We start from the raw sequence: 25,590 nt of genomic DNA, 5'->3' as shown, positions 1-25,590 counted from the left end.
ATAACTGGAATAAAAATCGCCACAACGTTTAAATTTGCGCTTTTGAAATAACTGTATATACTCACAGGTAATTGTACTGTATGGAAAACCAGTGATATGCGACCATTAACCAAACGCCAAGAGCAAATATTCGAACTCATCAAAGTCTTTATTCGGGATACCGGAATGCCTCCCACGCGTGCGGAAATCGCAGAAGCTCTTGGTTTTAAAAGTGCCAATGCAGCTGAGGAACACCTTAAAGCATTAGCCAAAAAAGGCGTAATTGAAATGGTGCCGGGCGCTAGCCGTGGTATTCGTTTGGTCGAGGAAGATGAACCTGAGCAGCTGGGATTGCCTTTGATTGGTCGTGTCGCTGCTGGTGAGCCTATTTTGGCGCAGCAGCATATTGAAAGCCATTGTCAGGTTGATGGTCACATGTTTAAACCGAGCGCTGATTACCTCTTAAGGGTTCACGGTATGAGCATGAAAGATATTGGTATTTTGGACGGCGACCTACTGGCGGTACATCGCACCCAAGTCGCACAGAATGGTCAGGTGGTTGTCGCTCGTGTCGATGAAGATGTCACAGTGAAACGCTTTGAAAAGGTTGGTAAAAAAGTCTTTTTACATGCTGAAAATACTGAGTTCGAGCCGATTGTAGTGGATTTGGAACAAGAGCCTTTCTCAATCGAAGGTTTGGCGGTCGGTGTAATAAGAAATAATCAATGGATGTAATTCACTGATATTGCCTTAAAATGCTTATTTTATAAGCCCAGCAGCGTGAGTTGCTGGGCTTTTTTGTTTTTCCAACTTAGTCGCCTCGGTATCTAAGCTTCTCTTTTTTCACCGCTTATCACATTTCGTCGAAGAAAAGGCAGGAAAACTTGCAGATTGGTCAAAAGTTGACTAATTGGTTAAGTGTCGTGCAGTTGGCATGCGACAAAGTGTCGCATGCTATGACAGTCATCCAATAAGAATAACGATCTCCTTTTATGCGCTTATCGAGGGAGATTTCAAGGAGACGTCAAATGAGAGCGTATCGATTTGCAGTGGGTTGGTTTGCCGTACTGTTACCCACATTGGCCAGTGCCGATAGTGCGTACAACATGCGGCAGGGTGTCACCGACATCAGTCAACAAGTTTATGACTTGCATATGACAATCTTCCTGATTTGTTGTGTTATAGGCGTTGTGGTGTTTGCTGCAATGTTTTGGGCACTTATCCATCATAGAAAAGCAAAAGGGGCAACTCCTGCGCAATTCCATGAAAGCACCAAAGTTGAAATTCTTTGGACTGCGATTCCTTTTTTAATCTTAATCGTCATGGCAATACCTGCGACCAAAACCTTGATCGCTATGGAGGATACCAGCAAAGCGGATCTCACCATCAAAGTTACCGGTTCGCAGTGGAAATGGCATTACGAATATATGGGCGAGGGAGTCGATTTTTACTCCGTACTATCTACACCCAAAGAGCAGATAGATAACCTGCAAGCAAAGGGTGAAAACTATTTGTTGGAAGTGGATAAACCGCTCGTTATTCCTACTGGCGCGAAAGTGCGGTTTTTAATGACCTCAGATGACGTTATCCACTCTTGGTGGGTACCTGATTTTGCGGTGAAAAAAGACGCCAATCCAGGCTTTATCAACGAGGCTTGGACACGTGTTAATGAGGCTGGTATTTACCGAGGTCAATGTGCTGAACTATGTGGCAAGGACCATGGCTTTATGCCCGTTGTGGTTGAAGCGAAATCACCAGACGAATTTGCGACTTGGCTTGCCGATGCTAAAGCAGCTAAACAACGAGCTGCTGCTGAAAGTGCAGCATTACTAGACCAAACGTTATCGAAAGAAGAGCTGATGGCAGTTGGTGAAAAAGCCTACATGGCTTACTGCGCAGCTTGTCACCAGCCAACAGGTATGGGGTTGCCTGGCGTATTCCCAGCTTTAAAAGGCAACGCAGTCGTGCTTGGCCCAATTAATGACCACATTGACGTGATCCTGCATGGTCGTCCTGGCACTGCAATGCAGGCCTTTGCAAAGCAACTGTCAATTAAAGATATCGCAGGGGTCGTCACCTACAAACGTAATAGCTGGGGCAATGATACGGGTGAAGTAGTACAACCTAGTCAAGTTCAGGCTCGATTGGACGCAACGAAGGAGGAAGGGCAATGAGCAGCATCGTCAATCCGCATGAGCATGATCATGCCCATCATGCGCCCAGTGGCTTTAAGCGCTGGTTGTATACAACAAATCATAAAGACATAGGTACGATGTACCTCATTTTCGCGCTTACCATGTTTATTATTGGCGGCGCGATGGCAATGGTGATTAGGGCAGAATTGTTTCAACCTGGCCTACAATTGGTTGATCCGCATTTCTTTAACCAGATGACTACAGTGCATGGCTTAATCATGGTGTTTGGTGCGGTTATGCCAGCTTTCACCGGTCTGGCTAACTGGATGGTTCCTATGATGATAGGGGCTCCAGATATGGCATTACCACGGATGAATAACTGGAGCTTCTGGATACTGCCGTTTGCCTTTGCGATTCTGCTTGCTTCACTATTTATGGAAGGTGGTGGTCCTGCATTTGGTTGGACATTCTATGCCCCGCTGTCTACCACTTACAGTAACGATAACACCGCGCTATTCGTATTTGCAGTCCATATCATGGGGATAAGCTCCATTATGGGTGCTATCAACGTTATTGTGACCATAGTGAATTTGCGTGCCCCAGGCATGACTTGGATGAAACTGCCGTTATTCGTCTGGACTTGGCTTATTACCGCATTTCTATTAATTGCGGTAATGCCTGTGTTGGCTGGTGCGGTGACTATGGTATTGACCGATAAGTATTTTGGCACCAGTTTCTTTGATGCCGCTGGTGGTGGTGATCCTGTGATGTTCCAGCACATCTTCTGGTTCTTTGGTCATCCTGAAGTGTACATTATGATTTTGCCTGCGTTTGGTATTATCTCCACCATAGTGCCGACGTTTTCTCGTAAAAAACTCTTCGGCTACGCCTCTATGGTTTACGCCACCTCATCCATCGCCTTGCTGTCATTTATCGTTTGGGCGCACCACATGTTTACCACAGGTATGCCGCTGGCAGGGGAATTGTTCTTTATGTACGCCACTATGCTTATCTCAGTGCCGACGGGCGTAAAGGTATTTAACTGGGTTGCAACCATGTGGCGGGGATCAATCAGCTTCGAAGTGCCGATGTTGTTTTCCATTGCGTTTATTGTGCTGTTTACGCTTGGTGGCTTTTCAGGCTTGATGCTGGCGATTACACCTGCTGATTTCCAATACCATGATACCTATTTTGTGGTCGCTCACTTTCACTATGTACTAGTGACAGGTGCGATATTCTCTATTATGGCAGCAGCTTACTATTGGCTACCTAAGTGGACTGGGCACATGTATAGCGAAACCTTGGCTAAGTGGCATTTTTGGTTGTCGTTAGTCAGCGTTAATGTGCTGTTTTTCCCTATGCACTTTGTTGGCTTGGCGGGGATGCCACGACGGATCCCTGATTATGCCCTACAGTTTGCTGATTTTAACGCCATTATCAGTATCGGCGGGTTTGCTTTTGGCTTATCTCAGCTGTTGTTTGTGTACGTAGTGTATCGCTGTATTCGTGGCGGTGAGCCTGCACCAGCTAAAGTCTGGGATGGTGCCGAAGGATTGGAGTGGGAGCTGTCTTCACCCCCTCCTTATCATTCATTTAGTACCCCTCCGGAGATCAAGTGATGCATAGTGCTTTACTGAAAAAGTTGGTGTTAGCGAGCCTTGGCATGTTTGCCTTCGCATTTGCTTTAGTGCCTTTGTATGACGTGTTTTGTGATATTACTGGTCTCAACGGTAAACCTGATTTGACCGTGGCCGCTGCCAGCGAATCGGTTGATACCTCGCGTCAGATAGCGGTGAGTTTCACTACGCATGCTCAGCAAGGTGCACCTTTCTCAGTTCAAGCACAGCAATTTCAAGTTGAAGTAAAGCCGGGTGAAATCATGCGTGTGGACTTCGTAGCGCAAAACTTAAGCCAAGAATCGCGAGTGATGCAGGCGATCCCCTCGGTCTCACCTGGGCTTGCTTCCAAATACTTACACAAGATGGAATGCTTTTGCTTTAACCAGCAGCCTATGCAAGCGGGTCAGAAGCAAACGTTTCCCTTGTTGTTTTATGTTGATACCGAATTGCCAACAGAAATACAAGAACTGACCTTATCCTACACGCTGTTTGATATTACTGATAAGGCACAGTGGCAAGTGCAAACGCAGCCGACGCTAGAAGCTGCGCAGGAGAAGAGTGATGAGTAATTCAGAATACCAACACTACTATGTACCGGAACAAAGCCCTTGGCCTATCGTAGGCGCAGTTGCTTTGTTTTTTATTGCGGTGGGTAGTGGTTTAACTGTTATGCAGCAAGCTAAAGAAGGCGGGCAAGGACATTGGCTGCTCTTTATCGGCCTCGCAATTTTGATTTATATGCTAGTGGGATGGTTCAGAAATGTGATTTCGGAATCAAATCAAGGGCTATATTCAAAGCAAATGGACAAGTCATTCCGACAAGGTATGAGCTGGTTTATTTTTTCTGAAGTCATGTTCTTTATGGCCTTTTTCGGCGCCTTATTCTATGCCCGAATGATTTCAGTACCTTGGCTTGGTGGCGCGAGCAACAATGCGATGACGCAGGAGGTCTTGTGGCCAACATTTACTGCAATGTGGCCGTTAGTAACGACCCCTGCGGGAGGGACGACTCAGGCAATGGGTTGGGAAGGGTTACCACTGATTAATACCATTATTCTGCTCACCTCATCCGTCACAATCAGTTTTGCACATTCCGCCATGGAAAAAGATCAGCGTGGCCGCCTAAAAGCATTTCTGGGTTTGACCATCTTACTTGGCGTGAGCTTCCTTACATTGCAAGTAGAGGAATATATCCATGCCTACCAAGAGCTGGGTTTAACGCTGCAATCTGGCGTGTACGGCAATACCTTTTTTATGCTGACAGGCTTCCACGGCTTACATGTCACCCTCGGCACTATTTTACTGGTTGTGGTTTGGCTCAGGATTTTAAAAGGTCATCTTGATAGTAAGCAGCATTTTGCGTTTCAAGCGGCAGCTTGGTATTGGCATTTTGTCGATGTGGTGTGGTTAGGTTTGTTTGTGTTTGTGTATGTGCTTTAAGGTAAGGGTTGGGATGAAATTCCACATACCCTAACTTAGCGGCAAGCAAAATGACCAAAATAACCAAAGCGGAAAAAAGTACACGTTTACCTAAGTAATGAGACATAGGTTTAGCGGTTGGTTTTCCGCTTACCATCAACCACAACGCATAAAAAAGATTCACCAACACAAATAGTAATAAGAGCACGATAATAATTTTAATCAACATAGAGTGCCTGTATGGAAAAAGAGTATTCCCCTAAGCGTAGCTTAAGCTGGCTGAAAATGTCAGTCATGCTGGTGTGCTTGGGGTGTTTGGGATTGGCTTGGTGGCAGTATCAACGTGGTGTAGAGAAGCAGCAGTTATTGCAACATAGCGAAAGTGCGGTAACGGTTGCTGCGCTACACGCAAATGCTGCTGTGACTGAGTTGCACGGTAAACATGTTAATATTCAGGGGCGTTGGTTATCTTCGCAATATTGGCTACTCGACAATCAGACTTTGCAGGGGCAGCCTGGGTACGACGTAATTGTGCCTATGTTATTGAGTAATAACCAGGTTGTTTTAGTGGTGCTTGGATTTGTTGCTGCCAATGACCGTACCATATTGCCAGAGCTAAATCTGTTTGGCTTGCCGGACGAGTTGGCTGTGACGCTCAAAGCCCGCGATCTAAAAGGTTTCACTCTGGCTAAACAGCCAGTGCTTGATGAACGTTTCCCTCAGGTTATTCAATACTTAGATTTATCCTTTTTTCAACAGTTCATACCTTATCCGCTGGTAAGTGCTGTGGCTTATGCGCAGCAACCGCCTTTGGCCTTTGTCACACCGCACTTCCAGTTATCTGTCATGACGCCACAAAAGCATTTTGCGTATGCGTTACAGTGGGCGCTTCTAGCTATTGCGGCTGTGGTTGTCGGTGGAAGTTTAATGCGGCAGCTTAGGAGATAAAAATGAATAATAGTAAATCGACCATTTGGTTATTTGTTGCCTGTTGTATGGTGCCTCTGGTGTTGGCATTTATTGCCCTAAAGTGGCAATGGGCGCCTTCTCACACCACGAATAAAGGCGAGTTTGTAGAAGGTGAAGTTCATGTTTCGGCTCTTGAAAAGCGTGATGGTGCGCTTTGGTCGATTGCATTAAATGCACCCTCGCAATGTGGCGATGTTTGCTTAGAACAAGCCAAAACTTTATCCGCGCTGCAAACTGCGCTAGGTAAAAATCAGGCTAACGTTGAGATTTTTATCTTAGGCGAAGGAGCCGAACATGCACAGTTTAAGCAAGTATCAGGTGTAGATGGATTAAAACCAGCCGCTTTGTATCTCGTTGATAACAAAGGTTTGGTCGTACTTGCTTACCCATTTGTTGGAGATGAGCAGGAAAATCGTCTGATCCAAAAAGGTTTGTTACAAGATTTAAAAAAACTCCTCAGTTACGCACGTTCAAGTTAAGGAGCTGATATGACAAGACGTTTTAAATACATTGCATTGTTTGCCAGTCTATTAGCAGCGCTGGTGGTGACGTTAGGTGCCTACACACGGCTTAGTCATGCGGGGCTTGGATGCCCAGATTGGCCTGGTTGCTATGGTTTTTTAACTGTACCCAACGAGCATCACGAAATTTCAGCGGCGCATGACGCGTTTCCAGGTAGCCAAGTGGAGCCTAAGAAAGCTTGGATAGAAATGGTACATCGCTATTTTGCTGGTTCTTTAGGAATAGTGATTTTAGTGCTAGCCGGCCTTGCTGTAATGACCAAAGCGAGCCATACCAAGCCAGTCAAGTTGTCTCTGACCATTCTAGTACTGGTGGTGTTTCAGGCCTTACTGGGGATGTGGACTGTTACTTTAAACTTACAGCCCGTGATAGTGATGGGGCATTTGCTTGGCGGATTTGCCATTTTAAGCTTACTCACTTTGCTCTATCTCAGATTAAAGTACGCAAGCTATAGCACACTTGGTGACAACGCTCAGCAATCTCGCCGCTGGGTGCTTTTCGCTCTGGGCATATTGATCTTACAAATTGCCTTAGGAGGTTGGCTGGCGGCCAATTATGCGGCGCCGCATTGCCCTGGTTTACCGCTGTGTAGCAATATTGAGTTGTTTTCAATTGAAAGCTTATTTCATTTACCCGCGTCTTCAGCAACATACGAGTATGGGGTGCTGCCGTTTGAAACCCGTTTATCAATTCATGTGGTGCACCGCGTGTGGGCGGTGGTAACTGTATGTGCGCTTGGTTTAGTTGCCTGGCGAGTATGGCGTGCGAGTAGCGATGCCAAAATCAAACAAGCTGCCCAATGGGTACTCATGCTATTGTTGCTCCAGTTTACGGTTGGGGTGGCTATTGTGCACTGGCAATTCCCATTATTGCTGACGTTATTTCACAATTTTATGGCGGCAATGTTGCTTATCGCGACAGTGCGGCTTAGTTATTTTTGTAGCAAATAGAACGAGGTAAATGCCATGACTACTTCAATATTGATACAAGCTAGGCAGTTACCACTACTGACCAAAATGGCCGACTATATAGCAATTTGTAAAGCTAAAGTGGTGTTGCTGTTGGTATTAACAGCTTGGGTTGGGCTTGCCCTAGCCCCTGATATGAGTCGCAGTATCTGGTTACAGTTGGCAAGTTTAGCCGGTATAGGTGTACTTGCGGCAGCTGCGGCGGCTATAAACCATGTAGTTGACCGAGAAATTGACCGACAAATGGCACGCACGCGCCATCGTCCTGTTGCTATGGAACGACTAAGCACGAAACAGGCATTGTGGTTTGCTGCACTGATGACCGTATGTGGAACTACGCTCTTGATTTTTGCGGCAAATTTACTCTGCGCGATGCTGACATTGGCGTCTTTAGTTGGTTACGCGGTAGTTTATACATCATTTTTAAAGCGCCGCACACCGCAAAATATCGTGATAGGTGGCCTCGCTGGTGCTATGCCCCCGCTCCTAGGTTGGGTTAGTGAAACAGGGGCACTGGCGGCTGAGCCTTGGTTGTTGGTAATGATAGTGTTTACTTGGACACCGCCACATTTTTGGGCGCTGGCCATTGCAAGGCGACAAGATTATGCGCGCGCTAATGTGCCCATGTTGCCTGTGACGCATGGTGTCGAATTTACTAAGCTCTGTATCCTCATCTATACCATTATTCTCACGTTAGTGTGTGTCTTACCTTATTTGATAGGTATGTCTGGATGGGTATACCTAGCAAGCGCATGTGTGTTAAATGGGATGTTTTTGCAAAAGGCAGTTGAGCTGTGGCGACGTGGCAATGATCAAATGGCGATGCGAGTCTTTCGTTTTTCAATTTTGCATTTGCTGTTACTCTTTGTCGCATTATTCATTGATAGGTGGGTTTAACATTGAGAAAGCTGCTGACTTTAATAAGTTTATTGGTGTTGTTAGGGGGCTGTGAGAAGGCCCCTCCACAAGTGGCTGAAACCACTTTATGGTATCCAACGGCTAAGCCGCTTGCCGCCTTTACATTAACTGACCAATTTCAGCAACCAGTAACCAACCAGCAGTTGTATGGGCATTGGAACTGGTTGTTTGTGGGCTATACCAGTTGCCCAGATATTTGTCCTATGACCCTAGCAAAGCTCGCGGCGGTGCGACAGCAACTCGATTCTCAAGACATTAAGATCTGGTTTATTTCAGTCGATCCTAAACGTGATAATGCTGATAAATTAAAAGCTTACAGTGCCTATTTTGGTAGCGATATTATTGCTGCAACAGCACCACATAGCGCGCTATTTCCTTTTGTACGCGATTTGGGGCTTATCTACGCCATCTCTGAGAGTGAAAGCGAAGCATACAGTGTTGATCATAGTGCAGCGGTAGCTTTAATCGACCCACAGGGAAAGCTGGTGGCGCTATTCAAACCTGAGTTTAAACTAGGTGAGGTACCGCTGATTGATAGCAAAACCTTACGGCAGGACTTCCTAACTATCCGCTCCCAATATTGATCTTGCACAGTATCTAGCATCCCACAAGCCACTATAATTGCGCTAACACGTTAATTATTTTTGGCTTTTCAAAAATCTTTTATGGCAATTTTAAGATCTCGGTCTAAGCTAATTTTACGAGGTCTTTTACAAGGACTGTGCAGCGCACATGTTAAAACTTCCTTCAGAATTAGCGGTTTCACGCATTGAAGAATTGCAGCAACAAATCGCTCAAGAACTTCATGAAGAACGTGATATCCATATTGATATCGTTGATCTAGTCCGTGTAGACACCGCCTGCATTCAATTGTTGTGTGCGCTGCAAAAGCAGCTACATGCCATAGAACATAAAATTGTTTGGCATGGCAAAAGTGAGGCATTACTTGAAGCAGTACACGTTTTAGGGCTAAGCGACTTTCTGGCCCTGCATGACAATATCTAAGAGGTTGATATGAAGAAAATTTTAGCGGTCGATGATTCAGCATCAATGCGTCAAATGGTGGGCTTTACATTAAAGAAGGCCGGGTTTGATGTGACCGAAGCTAAGGACGGCAGTGAAGCATTGAGTCTGGCCAAGCAACAAGGATTTGATGCCGTAATTTCAGATGTCAACATGCCGGTTATGGACGGCATTACTTTGATCCGCGAATTGCGCGCTTTACCAAACTATAAGTTCACACCATTACTGATGCTAACAACCGAATCTGGGTTGGATAAGAAATCAGAGGGTAAGGCAGCGGGCGCAACTGGCTGGATAGTCAAACCTTTCAACCCAGAGCAGTTATTGGCGGTATTGAAAAAAGTGATTCGCTAAGTTAAGGAGCGACCATGAGTATCGATCTGAGTCAATTCTTTGAGGTTTTTTTTGAGGAAAGCTTCGAAGGGCTGGACGTCATGGAGGCGCAGCTACTCAACCTAAAACCAGGTGAGGAAGACGCTGAAACCATCAATACCATTTTCAGAGCAGCCCACTCTATAAAAGGGGGAAGCGGGACATTTGGCTTTACGTCAGTGTCTGATTTCACCCATGTACTCGAAACCTTATTGGATCAAATTCGAGATGGTCGCCGTAAACTCATCGCTGAACATATTAATCTGCTTTTGCAATCGGTTGATTGCTTGCGTGCTTTACTATCGGCTTTACAAAATCAGGAGGAACCTGACCTAACCGACGCTAGAGCTTTAAAAGCCCGATTTGAACACATTTTAGGGGGCGTAGATGCTGCTGAAGCGTCTGCCGAAGCTACGCTAGAGCCTGAACAACAAACCTACCAAGTTGATTTCAAACCACATCCTCATCTTTTTCGGACCGGTAACGAACCGCTTTATATGATAGGAGAGCTTGCTGAGTTAGGTGATTTGGAAACTCAGGTTTTTCATGATGGTGTACCTCCTGTTGATGATATCGTTGCTGAAGATTGTTACTTGGCATGGCGCTTTTTCCTCACTACCAATGCACCAGAAAGTAAAATTCGGGAAGTGTTTGAATGGGTTGAAGATGACGCCGAAATTAATATCCAGCTCTGTGGAGGGCTGTTTGATAGCTTAGCTGAAGAGCCTCAAGCAATTATTACTCCCGTAGTTGCAAGCCCTGCCCCCACCAACACTGGCAATGCTCCAGCTAAAAGCGCACCAAGCAAAATAACACCGACTGCGGTTGATAACAGTCAAAAAACCGATGCAAAAAAAGCCCAAGATGCGAGTACCACCTCGATTCGGGTTGGGATAGATAAAGTAGATTCTCTTATCAACATGGTAGGGGAATTAGTGATCACCCAAGCTATGCTCAGCCAGCTTGGTGAGCGGGATATGACCGAAAGCACAATAGCAGCTCTAAGAGAGGGGCTCGCGCAACTTGCACACAATACACGTGACTTGCAGGAAAGCGTAATGCGTATTCGTATGCTGCCGATTAGTTTTGTCTTTAGCCGTTTTCCACGCCTCGTCAGAGATACTTCGCAAAAGCTAAACAAACAAGTCGAATTAAAATTACTGGGTGAGCAGACTGAACTAGACAAAACGGTCATGGAAAAAATTTCAGACCCTATGGTGCACCTAGTACGTAACTCCATGGATCATGGCATTGAAACACCGGAGCAGCGCATTGCAGCGGGTAAGGACCCTGTGGGAACCTTAACGCTTAATGCTTTCCATCAGGGCGGCAATATCGTGATTGAGATTATGGATGATGGGCAAGGTCTCAATACCGAAAAGATCCGCAGTAAAGCCATTGCGAACGGTTTGATTGGTGAAAACGATGAATTGAGCGCCGAAGAAGTCAATGAACTGATCTTTCTACCAGGTTTTTCTACTGCGGACGTGGTCAGTGATATTTCCGGACGTGGCGTCGGCATGGATGTCGTGCGGCGTAACATTCAAGCGTTAAATGGCTCAGTCGAAGTTGCATCAGCGCGTGGTGTGGGAAGTACCTTTACCATACGTTTGCCACTGACATTGGCTATTCTTGATGGGCAGCTCGTGCAAGTAGCTGAACACACTTACATTATTCCTTTAATTTCAATCGTTGAATCATTGCAAATTGATGTCCGTAAAGTCAGTCGCGTAGGCAAAAATCTGGACGTTTTGCGCTTGCGAGATGAATACATTCCTATTCTAAGGCTGTTTGATATTTTCAATCACAGCGGTGCTATTGAAGAGCTTGATAAGTCTTTATTGGTCGTTGTGGAAAGTGATAATCAAAAGGTGGGTTTGCTGGTTGATGATTTATTGGCGCAGCAGCAAGTCGTGATAAAAAGCCTCGAAGCGAATTATAAGAAAGTAGATGGCATTTCGGGTGCGACCATTCTGGGCGATGGCCGGGTGTCACTCATTATCGACATCAGCGGTTTAATTAAACTAAGTGGCTTACGTCGGCCAGGTTCACAAGATCTGATCATCGAAACCTCAGCTGTGGGAGTAGCATCATGATATCCAGTGACACTCAGCAGCATAGTAATCTCAACCACCGTTTTGGTATGGATGAGGTGCAATCAGACCGCCAATACCTGACTTTCTTAATGGCGGGTGAAGAGTACGGCGTAGACATTTTAGCCGTTCAGGAAATCCGCGGTTGGGGCAATGCAACTGTGATCCCTAATTCTCCAGCGTTTGTGAAAGGTGCTATTAACCTACGAGGCACCATTGTTCCGATTATAGATTTGAGACTCCGGTTTGGCATTGAAGCGGTCGAATATGGCCCCTTGACCGTTGTTATTGTCGTCAAAGTCGATTTTAAAGAACACACCAAAACGATGGGGATAGTGGTGGATGGTGTGTCTGATGTCTACAGCATCAGCGATGCAAAAGCGAAAGATGTACCTGATTTTCAAGAATCAAAAAGTTCTCAGTTTGTTGATGGTCTCGTCAATGTGGGTGAAAAAATGGTGGTATTACTGAATTTGCAAAAGACGCTGCAAATTTAGCTGTGCATAACAAAGGTGATCGATATGGGATTTTTCTCTAGCTCCAAGCCAAAAAAAGTAGCAAGTGATTATGTATTTGATGCGTTGAAACGTTCATATGCAGTGATTGAGTTTTCACCCAGTGGTCAGATTTTGACTGCAAACCAAAAATTTCAAAATTTATTTGGGTATCAAATAGATGAAATGCGAGGTCAACACCACGCTATGTTGGTTCCCGAAGCTCAGCGTAATAGTGACGAGTATCAACAATTTTGGCGGCGTCTAGCGAGTGGTGAGCAAATACAAGGGGAATTTTGCCGAGTGGCAAAAGGCAATCGTGAGCTTTGGCTCCACGGTTGTTACTCTCCAGTACAAGACGAGCACGGTAATATTACCAAAATTATTAAGTTAGCAAGCGATATTACCCAAACCAAGCAGCTTGTGGTTGACCAAGGAGCGCTAGTTGAAGCTATTAACCGTTCACAGGCAGTGATTGAATTTGATTTGCAAGGCAAAGTGCTTGATGCAAACGATAACTTTTTGAAGACCATGGGCTATCAAAAAGCAGAGATTGTCGGAAAGCATCACAGCATGTTTGTTAGTCGAGATTATGCCGACAGTAAAGCTTATGAAGAGTTTTGGCAAACTTTGGCTCGTGGCCAGTTCATTAGCGGTGAGTTTGAGAGATTTGACAAGCATAATCATAAGGTTTGGCTAAGCGCAACCTACAATCCGGTTTTTAATTCTAACGGTCAACTCTATAAAGTCATGAAGTTTGCCACGGATATTACTGCACGTAAGGAGCAAGAGTTACTCGCGAAGGGCAATGCTGACTTAGCGAATGCACTGCAGATCTGTCAGGCAAACGTCATGATTGCGAACAAAGATTTAGAAATTATCTTTGTTAATAATGAAGTGGAAAAAATGCTCAGGTCCCATGAGCAAACGCTAAAAGCGGTATTGCCCGCTTTCAATGTGGATAAGCTTATTGGCACTTGTGTCGATGTCTTCCATAAACAACCAGCACATCAGCGTCAGCTTCTGGCCTCACTCAAGCAGCCGCACAAAGCGACATTAAAATTGGGCGGACTCACTTTTGGTTTAACTGCTTCGCCTTGGTTGAGTCAATCTGGTGAGCACCTTGGTACCATAGTGGAATGGTATGACCAAACTGAGAAGCTCGCGCAAGAAGAAAAAATGCGAGTTATCGCTGAAGAAAACTTACGTGTCCGGCGGGCGCTCGATAATGTTGCGACCAATACCATGATTGCAGATCGTAACAACGTGATTGTTTACATGAATGAGTCTGTAACAGCCATGATGCAAGAAGTTGAAAGTGACCTGCGTAAAGACTTGCCCAATTTTGATAGCCGCAATCTGATTGGCAAAACCATAGATGAGTTTCACAAGCACCCTGAACATCAACGTAAGTTATTGGCGAATTTAAAGGATACTTACAAGACGCAAATTAAAGTCGGTGGCCGTACCTTTGGTCTTATCGCTAATCCTATTTTCACTGAGCAAAACGACTATGTCGGTACAGTAGTAGAGTGGTCTGATAGAACTACGGAAGTGAAAATGGAAGAGGAGATAGACAACTTAGTCATGTCGGCGAGCAAAGGTGAGCTTAATGTGCGGGTGAAAGAAGAAGGTAAACAAGGTTTCTATTTAAAACTCACCAAAGGTTTAAACAATCTCATTAGCGTAATAGATGATGCAGTGAGTGAAAATGGCAATATGTTAGACGCCATGGCAAACGGCGATTTATCACGGCGGATAGTGAAGGATTATCAAGGCGCGTTTGATAAACTCAAACGTGATGCGAACGCTACAGCTGATAAGCTCACTGAAGTGATTAATCGCATTAGCACGGCGGCGTCTTTGGTGGCTAATGGTGCTGAGGAAATCTCGCAAGGTAATGCTGATTTAAGCCAACGTACGGAAGAGCAAGCTTCGTCGTTAGAGGAAACCGCATCAAGCATGGAAGAGATGACCAGTACGGTGAAGCAAAACGCAGATAACGCGCGCATTGCTAATCAATTAGCTGAAGAAACCTGTAGCAAAGCTGAGATTGGCGGCACTGTAGTTAGCCGTGCGGTTGATAGTATGTCAGCTATTAATGACTCCAGTAAAAAAATTGCCGATATCATAGGTGTGATAGATGAAATTGCATTCCAGACTAATCTCTTAGCACTAAACGCAGCAGTAGAAGCGGCCAGAGCTGGCGAGCAAGGTCGAGGTTTTGCTGTGGTTGCTGGCGAAGTGCGTAATCTGGCACAACGTTCAGCCGCCGCTGCAAAAGAAATTAAAGATTTGATCCGCGATAGTGTCGGTAAAGTGGAAGACGGTACTGTGCTGGTGAACGAATCTGGTGCGACATTAAAAGACATTGTGGCATCGGTGCGTAAAGTGACACAAATGATCTCTGATATTGCTTCTGCGTCGCAAGAGCAAAGCTCTGGCATTGAGCAAGTGAACAAAGCGGTGGCTCAGATGGATGAAATGACTCAGCAAAATGCGGCCTTGGTAGAACAAGCTTCCGCTGCTGGCGAGTCGATGGCAGAGCAAGCTAATGATATGCGAAGACTGTTGAATTTCTTTACTATCGCCAATGAACTTGGCAGTGAGGTACCGGCAAAACTAAATGGTAGTAAGCCGAAGCCACAAATAGAGCACAAAGAAACGAAAGCAGCCGTGAAAGCACCTGTAGGCAACCGTTTTGCCGACTCTGCAGAAGAGTGGGAAGAATTTTAATCTCTCTTAGAGGGGGCACGGATGAAAGAATTTCCGTTTTCCGATGCAGATTTTCACAAAGTCTCAGACAAGGTGTACCAAGCATGTGGGATTGTGCTTGGTCCCCATAAAAAAGAGATGGTGTATTCACGCTTAGCCAGAAGGATCCGTGCGGTTGGCTTAAAGTCGTTTGCGGATTACTTGGCCCATGTTGATAGCCATGCGGAAACTGAGCTTACCCAGTTTATTAATGCGATTACCACCAATCTGACTTCTTTTTTCCGTGAGCAGCATCATTTTGACTATTTAGCCAATGTGATTGTGCCGGTGTTGTTGGAGCGAAATCAAAAGTCACGGCGCGTCAGGATTTGGTCAGCAGGCTGTTCAACAGGTGAGGAGCCATACAGTATCGCTATGACCATAGCGGGTAAATTCCCTAAAGCTTGGGACGTTAAAATACTCGCTACGGATTTAGATTCAAATGTACTAGATAAAGCAAGGCGTGGGGAATATGCCAGCAGCAGTGTCACAGGCCTGAGCGATGATAAATTAAAGGCGTTTTTTTTGCGTAGCAATGATGCGAGTTTGTTTAAAGTCAAACCTGAGTTACAGCAAATGGTGCATTTTAAGCGCTTGAATCTGCTGGAACCTTGGCCAATGAGTGGTCCGTTTGACTTGATATTTTGTCGTAATGTACTGATTTATTTTGATAAAACGACGAAAGACAAACTGTTCCATGGTTATTTTGAGATGTTAGCGCCTCACGGGCATCTGTTTATCGGGCACTCAGAAACCATGGGCAAAGAGCATCATGAGTTTAAAAATCTAGGTAAGACAATGTATCAAAAGGTTACGCATGCATCATTTTAAACCTGTTATTCATGGCTTTGAGCATGTTAAACGGTTTTGGGATTCCGGCCGTCAAAAGGTGATCGCCAAAGTTTTGCCAGGTGAATTTTACATTTCCAAACAGGATGAGTTGATCTCGACTGTATTGGGGTCATGCATTTCAGCTTGCATTTATGATGATGGTTTGGGGATTGGTGGTATGAACCACTTCATGCTGCCTAGTATTGTCAAAACAGCGGAGTCAGTTCATGCCGATGATTTGAATTGTCGCTATGGCAACTGGGCTATGGAGTTTTTGATCAATGAGCTGTTAAAGAATGGAGCGTCACGGCGCAATCTCAAGGTTAAATTATTTGGTGGCGGTAAGATCATTCGCTCCATGACCGATATTGGCCAAGGCAATATTCGTTTTGCTTATGCGTACGTACAAGAAGAAGGTATTAATTTAGTTTCGCATGATGTCGGTGGTCCGTGGCCAAGGAAAATAGTTTTTGATCCCCAGACGGGCAAAGTCCATGTCAAAAAACTCAGAGAAATGCACAACGACACCATTGAAAAACGGGAAGTGCGCTACTTACATGAAATCGAAGCGCAAGATAAACACACGGACATTGAGTTGTTCTAAGAGAGCATCATGATTAAAGTTTTGGTAATAGATGATTCTCCGCTGATCCGCATGGTACTCACCGAGATTTTGCAGCAAGCGGGTGATATAGAAGTGGTTGGGGTGGCCGAAGACCCTTATGAAGCGAGAGAGAAAATCAAGACTTTACATCCAGACGTGCTCACTTTGGATGTTGAAATGCCTAAAATGGACGGCATCAGTTTTTTGAAAAACCTCATGCGTCTGCGTCCGATGCCTGTGATTATGGTATCCACTTTAACTAAACAAGGTTCGCCAGTTACTTTAGAAGCGTTAGAAATCGGCGCGGTGGATTTTATCGCCAAGCCATCAGTGAATGTAGCCTCGCAACTGCAATCTTATGCTGAGCTGTTATATCAAAAAATTCGTGTTGCGCATAAAGCTAAGTTGCGACCGTTTAAACCTCACGACGACAAAGACGTTACGGTAGTTAATGAGTTTAAAGCCTTTTCCTCGCAGGCGGTGTTGGCAATTGGTGCATCAACGGGTGGTACTGAAGCCATTAAAGAAGTGCTGATCCGTATGCCAACCCATTGCCCACCTATCGTGGTGACGCAACATATTCCTCCTGTGTTTAGTACTTCGTTTGCGCTTAGAATGGATAAGACTTGTGCCATAACAGTGAAAGAAGCCGTCGATGGCGATGTGTTAAAACCCGGCTTTGCCTACATAGCACCGGGAGATCAACATTTAAAAGTCGTGCGTCGTGGCACACAGTTACATTGCTTACTTGATAACGGCGAACTCGTTAATCGCCATAAGCCTGCGGTTGATGTGTTGTTTCATTCATTAGTGGAGAGTGTTGGCAAACATACCAGCGCAGTTTTACTTACAGGTATGGGTAGCGATGGGGCGCGGGGATTGTTAGCGCTGCGTGAGGTCGGTGCGCACACTTTTGCCCAAGATGAAGCGACGTCGGTAGTGTGGGGTATGCCCAGAGCGGCCTTTGAAATGAATGCCGCTCAAGCATTGGTGCCATTACCTAAAGTCTGTCAGCAATTACTTAAAAGTGCAGCACGAAATTAACGTGCTGTTCCTAACTCAGCTCGGATCATTAACGACCCAAGGATGCGAATACCAAAAGTAACGTTTAGGCGCGGTTTTGATAGGCGCGGTACAGTTGTAGCGGCTGCGACCCAGCTTTAAAGGCTCAGGGCTCTCAATTAAGACGCTGCGCTCATCTACCCAACTCAGCTTGGCATGACCTTGACCAGACACATAGCAAGCTAACTGACTGGTATGGAAATTAATTTCCGCAAAGGTCAGCTTCAAACTGGGTTGTCTATTCGTCGTCACGGTATCGTCGTATTCAATCGCGCTAAACGAAAATGCTGCGGACTCTAATTTGGTTTTTAGCGTGTCTAAATTGGCATATTGCCCTGAGGCTGGGTAACGCGGCACGGCAAGCCAATCGGTATTGGCATTGACTGCGCCAGAGTGTTGGCCAATTCCAATCAGACCGAGCTCTTTCACTATGGCTTGCACATCACGATTGTATTCACCGTATGGATAAGCTATCCACGGCCAGTCTTGACCTGTTTCATCCTTGATACGTTGCTGTGACCAGCTCAAATCTTGTTTGATGCGGGCTTTCCAGCTTTGGCTGTCTTCTTCACTGGCGTGGACATGCAGATAATTGTGCTCGGCACTGTGATTGGCGATCAATGCCCCTTGTTGGCTTAAGGCTTTCAGTTGCGCCCACGTCATCACATAACTTTTGCCTTCATCTATCAGTTTAGGATTAACGAAAATAGTATAGGGATAAGCGAACTCGCGTAATATCGGTGCCGCCGTGTCGAAGTTATTGAGATAGCCGTCGTCGAAGGTGATAGCGACGGTTTTATCATCAAGCACTTTGCCCGCTTGCAATGAGTCGAGTAAGGTATTGAGCGCGACGACTTGATAATCTTGATCCTTAAGATACTGTAAATGCTGGCGAAAGGTGTCAGCAGAGACACTGGTTACCGCAGGTAAGGTTTCACTGACGTGATGATACTGTAGAATAACTGCACTCTTAACCGGTAATGCACATAGACTTAACCAGAACAGACACCAATGCGACAGCTTTTTTGCACTCATAAAATACAACACCTTGAATTAATCCGGTTGGCCGGGCCCATGATCCTAGCAAATATGTCTGTGCCTCTGCTAGGGCTAGTTGATACTGCCGTAATAGGGCATTTATCGGATGCGCGTTTTCTCGCCGCCATCGCCTTGGGATCAAGTACGGTAACGGTGCTATTCTGGCTATTGGGTTTTCTGCGTATGAGTACCACAGGTGCAGTTGCCGAGGCGTTTGGTAGCGCACAAAGCAGTAAAATCACCACAGTGCTGCTTGCTAGCAGCAGCTTAGCGCTGGTGTTAGCGTTGCTGTTGGGTTTCTTGCAGCAGCCAATCGTCATGGTGATGGGATATTTGGCGCAGACGAGCGCCGAAGTACAGCAGCTAGCTAGTGAGTATGTTGCCATCCGCTTGTTTGCAGCCCCTGCGGTATTGCTCAACTTAGTGCTACTAGGTGCCTTGCTTGGCCTGCAGTTTGGTAAAGGTCCATTTTATGTGGTGTTGTTTAGTAACGGATTGAATATTGTTTTAGATATTTGGTTTGTGGTTGGGTTAGGCCTTGGGGTTCAAGGGGCTGCTTGGGCGTCTTGTATTGCCGAATATGCCTCACTGCTATTGGCATTGTGGCTGCTACGTAAAGTGCTGTGGCAGCAAATGGCAACTAAACTGCGCTGGCAATGGCCTCGCTGGCAGCAACTGGTTACTTTACTGGCGTTAAATCGTGATATTTTCCTGCGTTCCTTAATTTTACAAGCCTGCTTTAGCTATATGACATTTTACGCAGCGCGGCTTGGCGATATCACACTCGCGGCCAATGCAGTATTACTGAACTTTTTGTTGCTAGTGAGTTTTGCCATGGATGGCCTAGCCTATGCTTTAGAAGCTAAGGTTGGGCATGCCAACGGGCAAAGAAATCTACCCGCTATTCAATTGTGGGTGAAGCTCGGCTTTGTTTGGGGCGGCGCTTTTGCGCTTTGTTACGCATTACTTTTTGCCACGCTAGGGGGTAATATCATTGCTCTGCTGACAGATTTACCTGAGGTGCAAGCCCACGCTGAGCGTTATCTTGGTTGGCTAGTTGTGTTGCCACTGTTAGCGACCAGTGCTTTTCTCTTTGATGGGATATTTATTGGGCTGATGCGCGGACACGATATGCGTAACAGTATGTTAGTATCGGGACTGGTTGGGTTTGTACTACCGGCATGGGGTTTTAGTAGTTATGGTAATCACGCGTTGTGGCTGGCTATGTGTGCTTTTATGTTATTGCGCGGGCTTACTTTAGCTTATCTTTATCGAAAATGGATGGATCAACGTCCGTTTTCTCCAGCACTTGCGCAAAACGATTAGCAAAGATACCAAGATAACCCCACGCCGCCATTACTAAAGCTGGGAGCAATAACACCAGCCCAATTAATTGCAACCAAGCTAAGGTGTAATAGCCGAGTGCGATAAAAGCGACTGCTGCGGCAAAAAATGCCAAGCCAATTAAAAAACGTTTGAGGCTCAATTTAGGTTCACTGCCAAGTTGGTAAATAACTGCTTTTAACATATCGGCCTAGCGAGGTATTAGGGAAGCTGCAGCTGGCGGTGGTGAAACGCCAGCTAGTAGTGCTTAAACTTAATAGTAAGAATGCTCACCTGGATTGTGTTCAGTGATATCGCGCACCCCGGAGATCTCAGGGAACTTAGCTATCATTTCCTTCTCAATCCCTTCTTTTAAGGTGACATCAATCATAGAGCAACCGTTACAACCACCACCAAATTGTAGCACTGCGATACCGTCAGCGGTGATTTCGACCAAACTCACCTGACCGCCATGGTTAGCCAATTGTGGGTTCACTTCAGTAGTCAGCATATGCTGTACACGTTCTTCTAAGCTGGCGCTATCACCCAGTTTTTTGGCTTTGGCATTGGGTGCTTTTAAGGTCAGTTGCGTGCCCATTTTGTCAGTAACAAAGTCAATTTCCGCTTCATCTAAAAATGGTGCGCTTTCGGCGTCAACAACCGCATCAAAACCATTAAATGGTAAACGAATGTCAGAGGCTTCCACGGCATCGGCTGGGCAATAAGACACGCCACATTCGGCTTTCGAAGTGCCCGGATTTACCACAAACACACGAATATTGGTGCCTTCAGCTTGATTGGATAACAGCTTAACGAAGTGCGCCTGAGCGCTTTCAGAAATTTTGATCATATCGGAGACTATACTTGACTAAATTACTCGGTTAATCGCTATCATACTCCGCTCGTCTTATCGGTGCTAGTGTTGAGCGTAAAAATTTGGCAATCAACACGGCACCTTGCTAGCTTGATAAGCAGCCAAAAAAACAACAAACAGAGGTAAGCATGCGTCACTGGTTAAGTCTAAGTGCGGCGGTCTGGTTATCAAGCGCGGTCGCAGAGCCACTAGATTATTATTTTTCAGATGTGAGTCAGTTTGACCCTAACATCCCAACCCCAAGTTCAGTATTGGGTTATGAGGTCGGTGATTGGCACGTCCGCCACGACCAGCTAGTGCAGTATTTATATGCGTTGGCCAGCGCCAGTGATAGAGTCAGCATTGAGGAAATTGGTCGCACTTATGAGCAGCGACCATTGCTGCTGTTACGTTTTAGCTCACCGGAGCGTCAAACACAGCTCGATACCATTCGCGCTGCGCGGCTAGATGCCATTGCCTCGGGGAGTGGGCTTGCCGCGTTACCCGCAGTGGCATGGATGGGTTATAGCGTACACGGCAATGAATCTTCGGGCAGCAATGCCGCATTGTTGGTTGCTTACTATCTTGCAGCTAGTAAAGACCCGCGGGTGAATGCGCTATTAAACGATACCGTGATTTTACTCGACCCAGCGTTAAACCCAGATGGGCTTGCGCGTTTTGCCAACTGGGCCAATACCACGCGGAGTTTAACGCCTTCGGCCGACCCAAGTCATAGAGAGCACAATGAGCCTTGGCCATCGAGCCGGACAAATCACTATTTGTTCGATTTAAATCGCGATTGGTTGTTGTTACAACATCCAGAATCACGCGCCCGAGTTGGTGCCTTCCACGACTGGAAACCGAATGTATTGACTGATTTTCATGAAATGGGCCCGAATAGCACGTATTTCTTTCAGCCGGGCGTACCTTCACGGACCAATCCCATCACACCTGCAAAAAATATTACCCTTACTGCCGATATCGCCACATACCATGCTAAAGCGCTAGATGCGCGTCAGGAACTCTACTTTACTCAAGAGAGCTTTGATGATTTTTATTATGGCAAGGGCTCCACTTACCCAGATATTAATGGTGCGGTCGGGATTTTGTTTGAACAAGCCAGTAGTCGTGGGCATTTACAGCAAACCATTAATGGCCCTTTAAGCTTTGCGGCAACCATTAAAAACCAGCTCACCACCAGTTTATCGACTTTTGATGCGGTGCTTGCTAAACAGCAGGAATTAAAACAGTTCCAGCAGGATTTTTATCGTGATGCTAAAAGTGACGCGGCAAAAGAAAACTTTGCCGGTTATGTGGTGGATTTAGAGCAAGATGCCAGCAAGGCAGACGCTTTTATGGCGATTTTGGCTCAGCATCAAATTCAAGCTTATCCGTTGATCCGTACTGTTACTGTAGATAAACGAGAATATGGCGCAGCAACCAGCATCTATATTCCACTTGCGCAGCCTCAATATCGGGTGATCCAAGCGGTTTTTTCTACCCAAACTGAATTTAAAGACAATACCTTTTACGATGTCTCGGGTTGGACCTTAGCCCATGCGTTTGATTTGCCTTTTGCACCAGTTAAAAGCGAGCGCAGCGTCAAAGTTGCAGAGCAAGTTTGGCAAGCTGCGACGCGCAAACCAGAGGCGCCAGCCGCGGGTCATTATGCGTATGCTTTTACTTGGCAGGATAGCCAAGCCCCTGCGATGCTCAATGCGTTGCTGCGCCAAGGTGTACAAGCGCGCCTAGCGTTGGCGGATTTTACCGCCACCACAACGGCTGGCGAACAGGCATTTAATCAAGGCAGCGTGATTATCCCTGCTGGCCTACAACAGCAAAGCAACTGGTTTACTATCGTCAAACAAGTGCAACAAGAGTTTGGATTGCCGCTCTATGCGATTGAAAGTGGCTTAACCAGTGCTGGGATTGATTTGGGCTCACGGCTATTTGAAGTGGCCAAAATGCCCAAAGTGCTGCTAGTTGGAGGCGAAGGGGTTGACCAGTACGAGCTTGGCGAAGTGTGGCACTTTTTAGACACACGTTTGCAAGTTGCCCCGACTATAGTCACGCAGCAGCAGGTCGAGCGTCTCAACTTAGCTAACTATACTCACATTGTGTTTGTTGATGGCCGCTATAAGTTCTCCGAAACGACAGAGCAGCATATTGGCACTTGGATCAAACAAGGTGGTGTGGTGTGGGGCCATAAGCGTGGTGCGCAGTGGTTACAGCAACAGCAGTGGTTAAAAGCCGATGCACTCAGTGCCAAAGCGCAGGCGGCACAATTTGATAGCTCACAGCTGCGTTATGCGGATCAAGAGCAGTTGGCGGCTAAACAGCGTATTGCTGGGGCGATTTTTAATACCGAGGTGGATCTTAGTCACCCACTGGCCTTTGGCTTAAGTGATAGCACTTTACCTATGTTTAAAGATGCGACTTGGTTATTACAGCCAAGTAAAGCCCCGTTTGTGAATGTGGCAAAATATACTGCCTCTCCTTTGCTGGCAGGATATGCTGATGACATCTACCAACAAAACATTAGTCAAGGTGCGGCGTTGGTAGCTCATCGCTTAGGTAAGGGCAGTGTTATCGCAATGACGGATAACCCCGTATTTCGGGGCTATTGGTATGGCACCAGCCGATTACTGGCCAATGCCCTGTTTTACGGTCACACCTTAAGCGCAGCGGGCGAGTAGGGCGTTACCGCAAGCGTCATGGCCCAGACCGAGACAGCCCCTGCTTGCTTGCAAGCATGGGCTGCACTGTCGAGTGTCGCACCGGTCGTTAGTACATCATCAAGCAACGCCACTCGTAGGCCTGTCAGCGAGTATGTGGTAGTAAAGGCGTTTGCTACATTGCTAAGCCTAGCGCGACGACCTAAAGCACTTTGTGCGCGTGTAGCGCGGGCCCTTTTAAGGCAAGCTAAGCTTGCGTAAGACGCGAGCACGGGTTGCCAGCTTTGCCAAACCTGATTATAACCCCGCAGCCAATAACGATTGCGATGTAGTGGCATGATAAGCAGTAGATCAAATGGCAACTCAGCTTGGGCGGCACACCACAATTGCCACTGCTGAGTTAATAGTTGCCACAGCGCCGCTTTGTAATAGAGTTGGTTATTGAACTTAATCGCGCTTAACCAGTGTGCTAATGCACCTTGATACCAACCGCAGCTAAATAAACCATCGCAGTAGCGAAAACTAACGCCCGCAGCAATATCTGGCTGCAAGAGCAAATTACCACCCGTTGGGTAGCTAAAACAAGGCAAGTCGGCTAGACATGTCGCGCATAAACCATGCTGGGAGGGAATTTCACAATCACACAGTGCGCACCGAGAGGGTGCCAGCAGGTGACTTAACCATGCCAAGTAAGGTCGTGCTGAATTGGTGTTCATTCCTTGAATCCTTGCAAAGTACCGTTATCATATCGGCAAGTGTGGTAGAGGAACGAAAAAATGCAAAGCAACTTAGTGCTGTTACACGGTTGGGGTATGAATAAAGCCGTGTGGCAATTGGTTCAGCAAGACTTGCAAAGCGCGGGCTACAATCAAGTGCTGGCGCTTGATTTACCTGGTTTTGGTAATGCACCTTGGCTGCAGGCTGAATATGATTTAACCACTGCAGTAACCGAGTTGGCAGCACATATTCCAGAACAAAGCACTTTAGTCGCGTGGTCTATGGCTGGGCTGTTTGCGCTACACCTGGCGCAAGCTTATCCCAACAAAGTGCGCAAAATTATTTTGGTTGGCTCGAGCCCATATTTTCTTGAATCGCCGCAGTGGCCGGGGATCAAAGCGCTGGTCTTAGCGCAATTTCAGGCAGCTTTACTGCAAGATACGGGTAAAACCATAGAAAGGTTTTTGGCAATTCAAGCTATGGGCAGCGAGCATGCAAAGCAGGACATTAAGCGCTTGCGCGAATGGTTAGCGACATCGCCAACGCCCAATACAGTGGCGCTGGCGGGTGGTTTGACATTATTAGCCGACTGCGATTTACGGGCGCTGTTTTGCGCTTTACCTATCCCGATTTATGGCATCTTCGGCCGACTTGATTCACTGGTGCCAGAGCGCGCCGTAGCAGCGATGCAACAGCTCAACCCCGCATTTCGTGCAGAAATATTGCCAAAAGCATCTCATGCACCGTTTATTTCTCACCGCGAGGAGTTTGTATCTATATTGAAATCAATGCTTTAAAACTCATACCTGAGGGTGGTGAAAGTTTATCGAGTTCATCCTTTCATTTGAGGTGTTTTTGCGCAATAATTAGACAAAGTCATTAAGCGGAGGTGTGCTATGCCAGTAGGAAGCGCATTATCAAGTGGGGTGGAAGGTTTTAACCGAGCCAGCCAGCAAATTGAACGTGCCACTGCAGATATTAATCGCGCCAGTTTGCAACAACAGGATGACGACCAACTCGCCCAGCAACGTCAGCTGCAAGCAGCCAGTAAAGATGAAGCGGTAACGCCGCCAGTCTCTCAGCCGCCGCGTATTGACGAGTCATTGGTGCAATTAAAAGTTGAAGAGTTTAACGCTAAGGCAAATACTCAAACAATTCGTACGGCAGACGAAGTGTTAGGTACTTTGGTTGATATCAAGGTTTAATCACGAGGTAAATAGCA

General features: G+C 46.2%; 26 protein-coding genes and 1 pseudogene. 22 read left to right on the top strand and 5 right to left on the bottom strand.

The window, feature by feature from the left end; all coding sequences use genetic code 11:
- Positions 1-96 precede the first annotated feature (96 nt).
- The 5 genes from lexA to ACFOEE_RS20305 all read left to right on the top strand — a co-directional run bounded on the left by lexA (position 97) and on the right by ACFOEE_RS20305 (position 5,173).
- Positions 97-714, top strand: a complete 618-nt coding sequence (gene lexA, locus ACFOEE_RS20325) for a transcriptional repressor LexA (protein ID WP_377128934.1) — start codon at positions 97-99, stop codon at positions 712-714.
- 293 nt (positions 715-1,007) lie between these two features.
- Positions 1,008-2,153 (top strand): cytochrome c oxidase subunit II, encoded by a 1,146-nt coding sequence (gene coxB / locus ACFOEE_RS20320; protein ID WP_377128931.1) that lies wholly within the window; start codon positions 1,008-1,010, stop codon positions 2,151-2,153.
- Entirely contained in the window at positions 2,150-3,733 is a 1,584-nt protein-coding gene (gene ctaD, locus ACFOEE_RS20315; RefSeq protein WP_377128928.1) for a cytochrome c oxidase subunit I, read from the top strand. Before coxB ends, ctaD begins: the two co-directional genes overlap by 4 nt.
- The gene (locus tag ACFOEE_RS20310) at positions 3,730-4,302 is read left to right on the top strand and encodes a cytochrome c oxidase assembly protein (protein WP_377128926.1); all 573 of its coding nucleotides are present in this window, start codon (positions 3,730-3,732) and stop codon (positions 4,300-4,302) included. The genes ctaD and ACFOEE_RS20310 overlap by 4 nt, the downstream gene beginning before the upstream one ends.
- Positions 4,295-5,173, top strand: a complete 879-nt coding sequence (locus ACFOEE_RS20305; RefSeq protein ID WP_377128923.1) for a cytochrome c oxidase subunit 3 — start codon at positions 4,295-4,297, stop codon at positions 5,171-5,173. The genes ACFOEE_RS20310 and ACFOEE_RS20305 overlap by 8 nt, the downstream gene beginning before the upstream one ends.
- A 37-nt stretch (positions 5,174-5,210) precedes the next feature.
- On the opposite strand, the pseudogene ACFOEE_RS20300 reads toward ACFOEE_RS20305, so the two are convergent.
- Positions 5,211-5,381, bottom strand: a pseudogene (locus tag ACFOEE_RS20300) (DUF2909 family protein); the annotation flags it as partial.
- Positions 5,382-5,392: 11 nt separating this feature from the next.
- On the opposite strand from ACFOEE_RS20300, the gene ACFOEE_RS20295 reads away from it, so the two are divergent.
- The 13 genes from ACFOEE_RS20295 (at position 5,393) to ACFOEE_RS20235 (ending at position 17,744) form a co-directional block, all read left to right on the top strand.
- Positions 5,393-6,100: an SURF1 family protein gene (locus ACFOEE_RS20295; RefSeq protein ID WP_377128920.1), complete on the top strand. Its 708-nt coding sequence runs from the start codon at positions 5,393-5,395 to the stop codon at positions 6,098-6,100.
- Between the two features lie 2 nt (positions 6,101-6,102).
- On the top strand, positions 6,103-6,600 hold the full coding sequence (locus ACFOEE_RS20290) for a transmembrane cytochrome oxidase associated protein (RefSeq protein ID WP_377128917.1): 498 nt from the start codon (positions 6,103-6,105) through the stop codon (positions 6,598-6,600).
- 9 nt (positions 6,601-6,609) lie between these two features.
- Positions 6,610-7,593: a COX15/CtaA family protein gene (locus ACFOEE_RS20285; RefSeq protein ID WP_377128914.1), complete on the top strand. Its 984-nt coding sequence runs from the start codon at positions 6,610-6,612 to the stop codon at positions 7,591-7,593.
- Positions 7,594-7,608: 15 nt separating this feature from the next.
- Positions 7,609-8,508 (top strand): heme o synthase, encoded by a 900-nt coding sequence (cyoE, locus tag ACFOEE_RS20280; protein ID WP_377128911.1) that lies wholly within the window; start codon positions 7,609-7,611, stop codon positions 8,506-8,508.
- A 2-nt stretch (positions 8,509-8,510) separates the two neighbouring features.
- The gene (locus ACFOEE_RS20275; protein ID WP_377128908.1) at positions 8,511-9,113 is read left to right on the top strand and encodes an SCO family protein; all 603 of its coding nucleotides are present in this window, start codon (positions 8,511-8,513) and stop codon (positions 9,111-9,113) included.
- Between the two features lie 148 nt (positions 9,114-9,261).
- Entirely contained in the window at positions 9,262-9,534 is a 273-nt protein-coding gene (locus ACFOEE_RS20270; RefSeq protein WP_377128906.1) for an STAS domain-containing protein, read from the top strand.
- Between the two features lie 9 nt (positions 9,535-9,543).
- A complete protein-coding gene (locus ACFOEE_RS20265) occupies positions 9,544-9,906 on the top strand; it encodes a response regulator (RefSeq protein WP_377128904.1) in 363 nt (120 codons plus the stop codon).
- 14 nt (positions 9,907-9,920) lie between these two features.
- The gene (locus tag ACFOEE_RS20260; protein WP_377128901.1) at positions 9,921-12,020 is read left to right on the top strand and encodes a chemotaxis protein CheA; all 2,100 of its coding nucleotides are present in this window, start codon (positions 9,921-9,923) and stop codon (positions 12,018-12,020) included.
- Positions 12,021-12,067: 47 nt separating this feature from the next.
- The gene (locus ACFOEE_RS20255) at positions 12,068-12,514 is read left to right on the top strand and encodes a chemotaxis protein CheW (RefSeq protein ID WP_377129017.1); all 447 of its coding nucleotides are present in this window, start codon (positions 12,068-12,070) and stop codon (positions 12,512-12,514) included.
- A gap of 24 nt (positions 12,515-12,538) precedes the next feature.
- Entirely contained in the window at positions 12,539-15,247 is a 2,709-nt protein-coding gene (locus tag ACFOEE_RS20250) for a methyl-accepting chemotaxis protein (protein ID WP_377128898.1), read from the top strand.
- 21 nt (positions 15,248-15,268) lie between these two features.
- Positions 15,269-16,096 (top strand): CheR family methyltransferase, encoded by an 828-nt coding sequence (locus ACFOEE_RS20245; protein ID WP_377128895.1) that lies wholly within the window; start codon positions 15,269-15,271, stop codon positions 16,094-16,096.
- Positions 16,083-16,700, top strand: coding sequence for a chemoreceptor glutamine deamidase CheD (gene cheD, locus ACFOEE_RS20240; RefSeq protein WP_377128892.1), 618 nt, complete (start codon positions 16,083-16,085; stop codon positions 16,698-16,700). Before ACFOEE_RS20245 ends, cheD begins: the two co-directional genes overlap by 14 nt.
- 9 nt (positions 16,701-16,709) lie before the next feature.
- Complete coding sequence (locus ACFOEE_RS20235; protein WP_377128889.1) at positions 16,710-17,744, top strand: protein-glutamate methylesterase/protein-glutamine glutaminase; 1,035 nt, start codon at positions 16,710-16,712, stop codon at positions 17,742-17,744.
- Positions 17,745-17,759: 15 nt separating this feature from the next.
- Here the strand turns inward: ACFOEE_RS20235 and ACFOEE_RS20230 are convergent, their stop codons facing one another.
- The gene (locus tag ACFOEE_RS20230; RefSeq protein WP_377128886.1) at positions 17,760-18,797 is read right to left on the bottom strand and encodes a polysaccharide deacetylase family protein; all 1,038 of its coding nucleotides are present in this window, start codon (positions 18,795-18,797) and stop codon (positions 17,760-17,762) included.
- Between the two features lie 39 nt (positions 18,798-18,836).
- Here ACFOEE_RS20230 and ACFOEE_RS20225 point away from each other — a divergent pair, with 39 nt between their 5' ends.
- Complete coding sequence (locus ACFOEE_RS20225) at positions 18,837-20,126, top strand: MATE family efflux transporter (RefSeq protein WP_377128883.1); 1,290 nt, start codon at positions 18,837-18,839, stop codon at positions 20,124-20,126.
- On the opposite strand, the gene ACFOEE_RS20220 is transcribed toward ACFOEE_RS20225, so the two are convergent.
- Together ACFOEE_RS20220 and nfuA are read right to left on the bottom strand one after the other, a co-directional pair.
- A complete protein-coding gene (locus ACFOEE_RS20220; RefSeq protein ID WP_377128880.1) occupies positions 20,053-20,328 on the bottom strand; it encodes a hypothetical protein in 276 nt (91 codons plus the stop codon). The genes ACFOEE_RS20225 and ACFOEE_RS20220 overlap by 74 nt on opposite strands.
- Positions 20,329-20,397: 69 nt before the next feature.
- Positions 20,398-20,973: a Fe-S biogenesis protein NfuA gene (gene nfuA / locus ACFOEE_RS20215; protein WP_377128877.1), complete on the bottom strand. Its 576-nt coding sequence runs from the start codon at positions 20,971-20,973 to the stop codon at positions 20,398-20,400.
- Between the two features lie 152 nt (positions 20,974-21,125).
- Here nfuA and ACFOEE_RS20210 point away from each other — a divergent pair, with 152 nt between their 5' ends.
- Positions 21,126-23,672 carry a M14 metallopeptidase family protein gene (locus tag ACFOEE_RS20210; protein WP_377128875.1) on the top strand — a complete coding sequence of 849 codons (2,547 nt, stop codon included), beginning with the start codon at positions 21,126-21,128 and terminating at the stop codon, positions 23,670-23,672.
- Here ACFOEE_RS20210 and ACFOEE_RS20205 read toward each other — a convergent pair.
- Positions 23,645-24,367: a ComF family protein gene (locus ACFOEE_RS20205; RefSeq protein ID WP_377128872.1), complete on the bottom strand. Its 723-nt coding sequence runs from the start codon at positions 24,365-24,367 to the stop codon at positions 23,645-23,647. The two genes, ACFOEE_RS20210 and ACFOEE_RS20205, sit on opposite strands and share 28 nt — an antisense overlap.
- A 60-nt stretch (positions 24,368-24,427) precedes the next feature.
- Between ACFOEE_RS20205 and bioH the strand changes: the two genes are divergently transcribed.
- Complete coding sequence (gene bioH / locus ACFOEE_RS20200; RefSeq protein ID WP_377128869.1) at positions 24,428-25,165, top strand: pimeloyl-ACP methyl ester esterase BioH; 738 nt, start codon at positions 24,428-24,430, stop codon at positions 25,163-25,165.
- A 99-nt stretch (positions 25,166-25,264) separates the two neighbouring features.
- The gene (locus ACFOEE_RS20195) at positions 25,265-25,573 is read left to right on the top strand and encodes a hypothetical protein (RefSeq protein ID WP_377128867.1); all 309 of its coding nucleotides are present in this window, start codon (positions 25,265-25,267) and stop codon (positions 25,571-25,573) included.
- Positions 25,574-25,590 lie beyond the last annotated feature (17 nt).

The sequence above is a fragment of the Pseudoalteromonas fenneropenaei genome (assembly GCF_042643375.1).
Classification (GTDB): domain Bacteria; phylum Pseudomonadota; class Gammaproteobacteria; order Enterobacterales; family Alteromonadaceae; genus Pseudoalteromonas; species Pseudoalteromonas fenneropenaei.
This window is presented reverse-complemented; position numbering and strand designations above follow the sequence as displayed.

Coding starts and splice junctions, on each gene's coding strand:
- lexA (WP_377128934.1), top strand. CDS start 97: ATGCGACCATTAACCAAACGCCAAGAGCAAATATTCGAACTCATCAAA.
- coxB (WP_377128931.1), top strand. CDS start 1,008: ATGAGAGCGTATCGATTTGCAGTGGGTTGGTTTGCCGTACTGTTACCC.
- ctaD (WP_377128928.1), top strand. CDS start 2,150: ATGAGCAGCATCGTCAATCCGCATGAGCATGATCATGCCCATCATGCG.
- ACFOEE_RS20305 (WP_377128923.1), top strand. CDS start 4,295: ATGAGTAATTCAGAATACCAACACTACTATGTACCGGAACAAAGCCCT.
- ACFOEE_RS20295 (WP_377128920.1), top strand. CDS start 5,393: ATGGAAAAAGAGTATTCCCCTAAGCGTAGCTTAAGCTGGCTGAAAATG.
- ACFOEE_RS20290 (WP_377128917.1), top strand. CDS start 6,103: ATGAATAATAGTAAATCGACCATTTGGTTATTTGTTGCCTGTTGTATG.
- ACFOEE_RS20285 (WP_377128914.1), top strand. CDS start 6,610: ATGACAAGACGTTTTAAATACATTGCATTGTTTGCCAGTCTATTAGCA.
- cyoE (WP_377128911.1), top strand. CDS start 7,609: ATGACTACTTCAATATTGATACAAGCTAGGCAGTTACCACTACTGACC.
- ACFOEE_RS20270 (WP_377128906.1), top strand. CDS start 9,262: ATGTTAAAACTTCCTTCAGAATTAGCGGTTTCACGCATTGAAGAATTG.
- ACFOEE_RS20265 (WP_377128904.1), top strand. CDS start 9,544: ATGAAGAAAATTTTAGCGGTCGATGATTCAGCATCAATGCGTCAAATG.
- ACFOEE_RS20260 (WP_377128901.1), top strand. CDS start 9,921: ATGAGTATCGATCTGAGTCAATTCTTTGAGGTTTTTTTTGAGGAAAGC.
- ACFOEE_RS20255 (WP_377129017.1), top strand. CDS start 12,068: ATGGATGAGGTGCAATCAGACCGCCAATACCTGACTTTCTTAATGGCG.
- ACFOEE_RS20250 (WP_377128898.1), top strand. CDS start 12,539: ATGGGATTTTTCTCTAGCTCCAAGCCAAAAAAAGTAGCAAGTGATTAT.
- ACFOEE_RS20245 (WP_377128895.1), top strand. CDS start 15,269: ATGAAAGAATTTCCGTTTTCCGATGCAGATTTTCACAAAGTCTCAGAC.
- cheD (WP_377128892.1), top strand. CDS start 16,083: ATGCATCATTTTAAACCTGTTATTCATGGCTTTGAGCATGTTAAACGG.
- ACFOEE_RS20235 (WP_377128889.1), top strand. CDS start 16,710: ATGATTAAAGTTTTGGTAATAGATGATTCTCCGCTGATCCGCATGGTA.
- ACFOEE_RS20230 (WP_377128886.1), bottom strand. CDS start 18,797: ATGAGTGCAAAAAAGCTGTCGCATTGGTGTCTGTTCTGGTTAAGTCTA.
- ACFOEE_RS20225 (WP_377128883.1), top strand. CDS start 18,837: ATGATCCTAGCAAATATGTCTGTGCCTCTGCTAGGGCTAGTTGATACT.
- ACFOEE_RS20220 (WP_377128880.1), bottom strand. CDS start 20,328: ATGTTAAAAGCAGTTATTTACCAACTTGGCAGTGAACCTAAATTGAGC.
- nfuA (WP_377128877.1), bottom strand. CDS start 20,973: ATGATCAAAATTTCTGAAAGCGCTCAGGCGCACTTCGTTAAGCTGTTA.
- ACFOEE_RS20210 (WP_377128875.1), top strand. CDS start 21,126: ATGCGTCACTGGTTAAGTCTAAGTGCGGCGGTCTGGTTATCAAGCGCG.
- ACFOEE_RS20205 (WP_377128872.1), bottom strand. CDS start 24,367: ATGAACACCAATTCAGCACGACCTTACTTGGCATGGTTAAGTCACCTG.
- bioH (WP_377128869.1), top strand. CDS start 24,428: ATGCAAAGCAACTTAGTGCTGTTACACGGTTGGGGTATGAATAAAGCC.
- ACFOEE_RS20195 (WP_377128867.1), top strand. CDS start 25,265: ATGCCAGTAGGAAGCGCATTATCAAGTGGGGTGGAAGGTTTTAACCGA.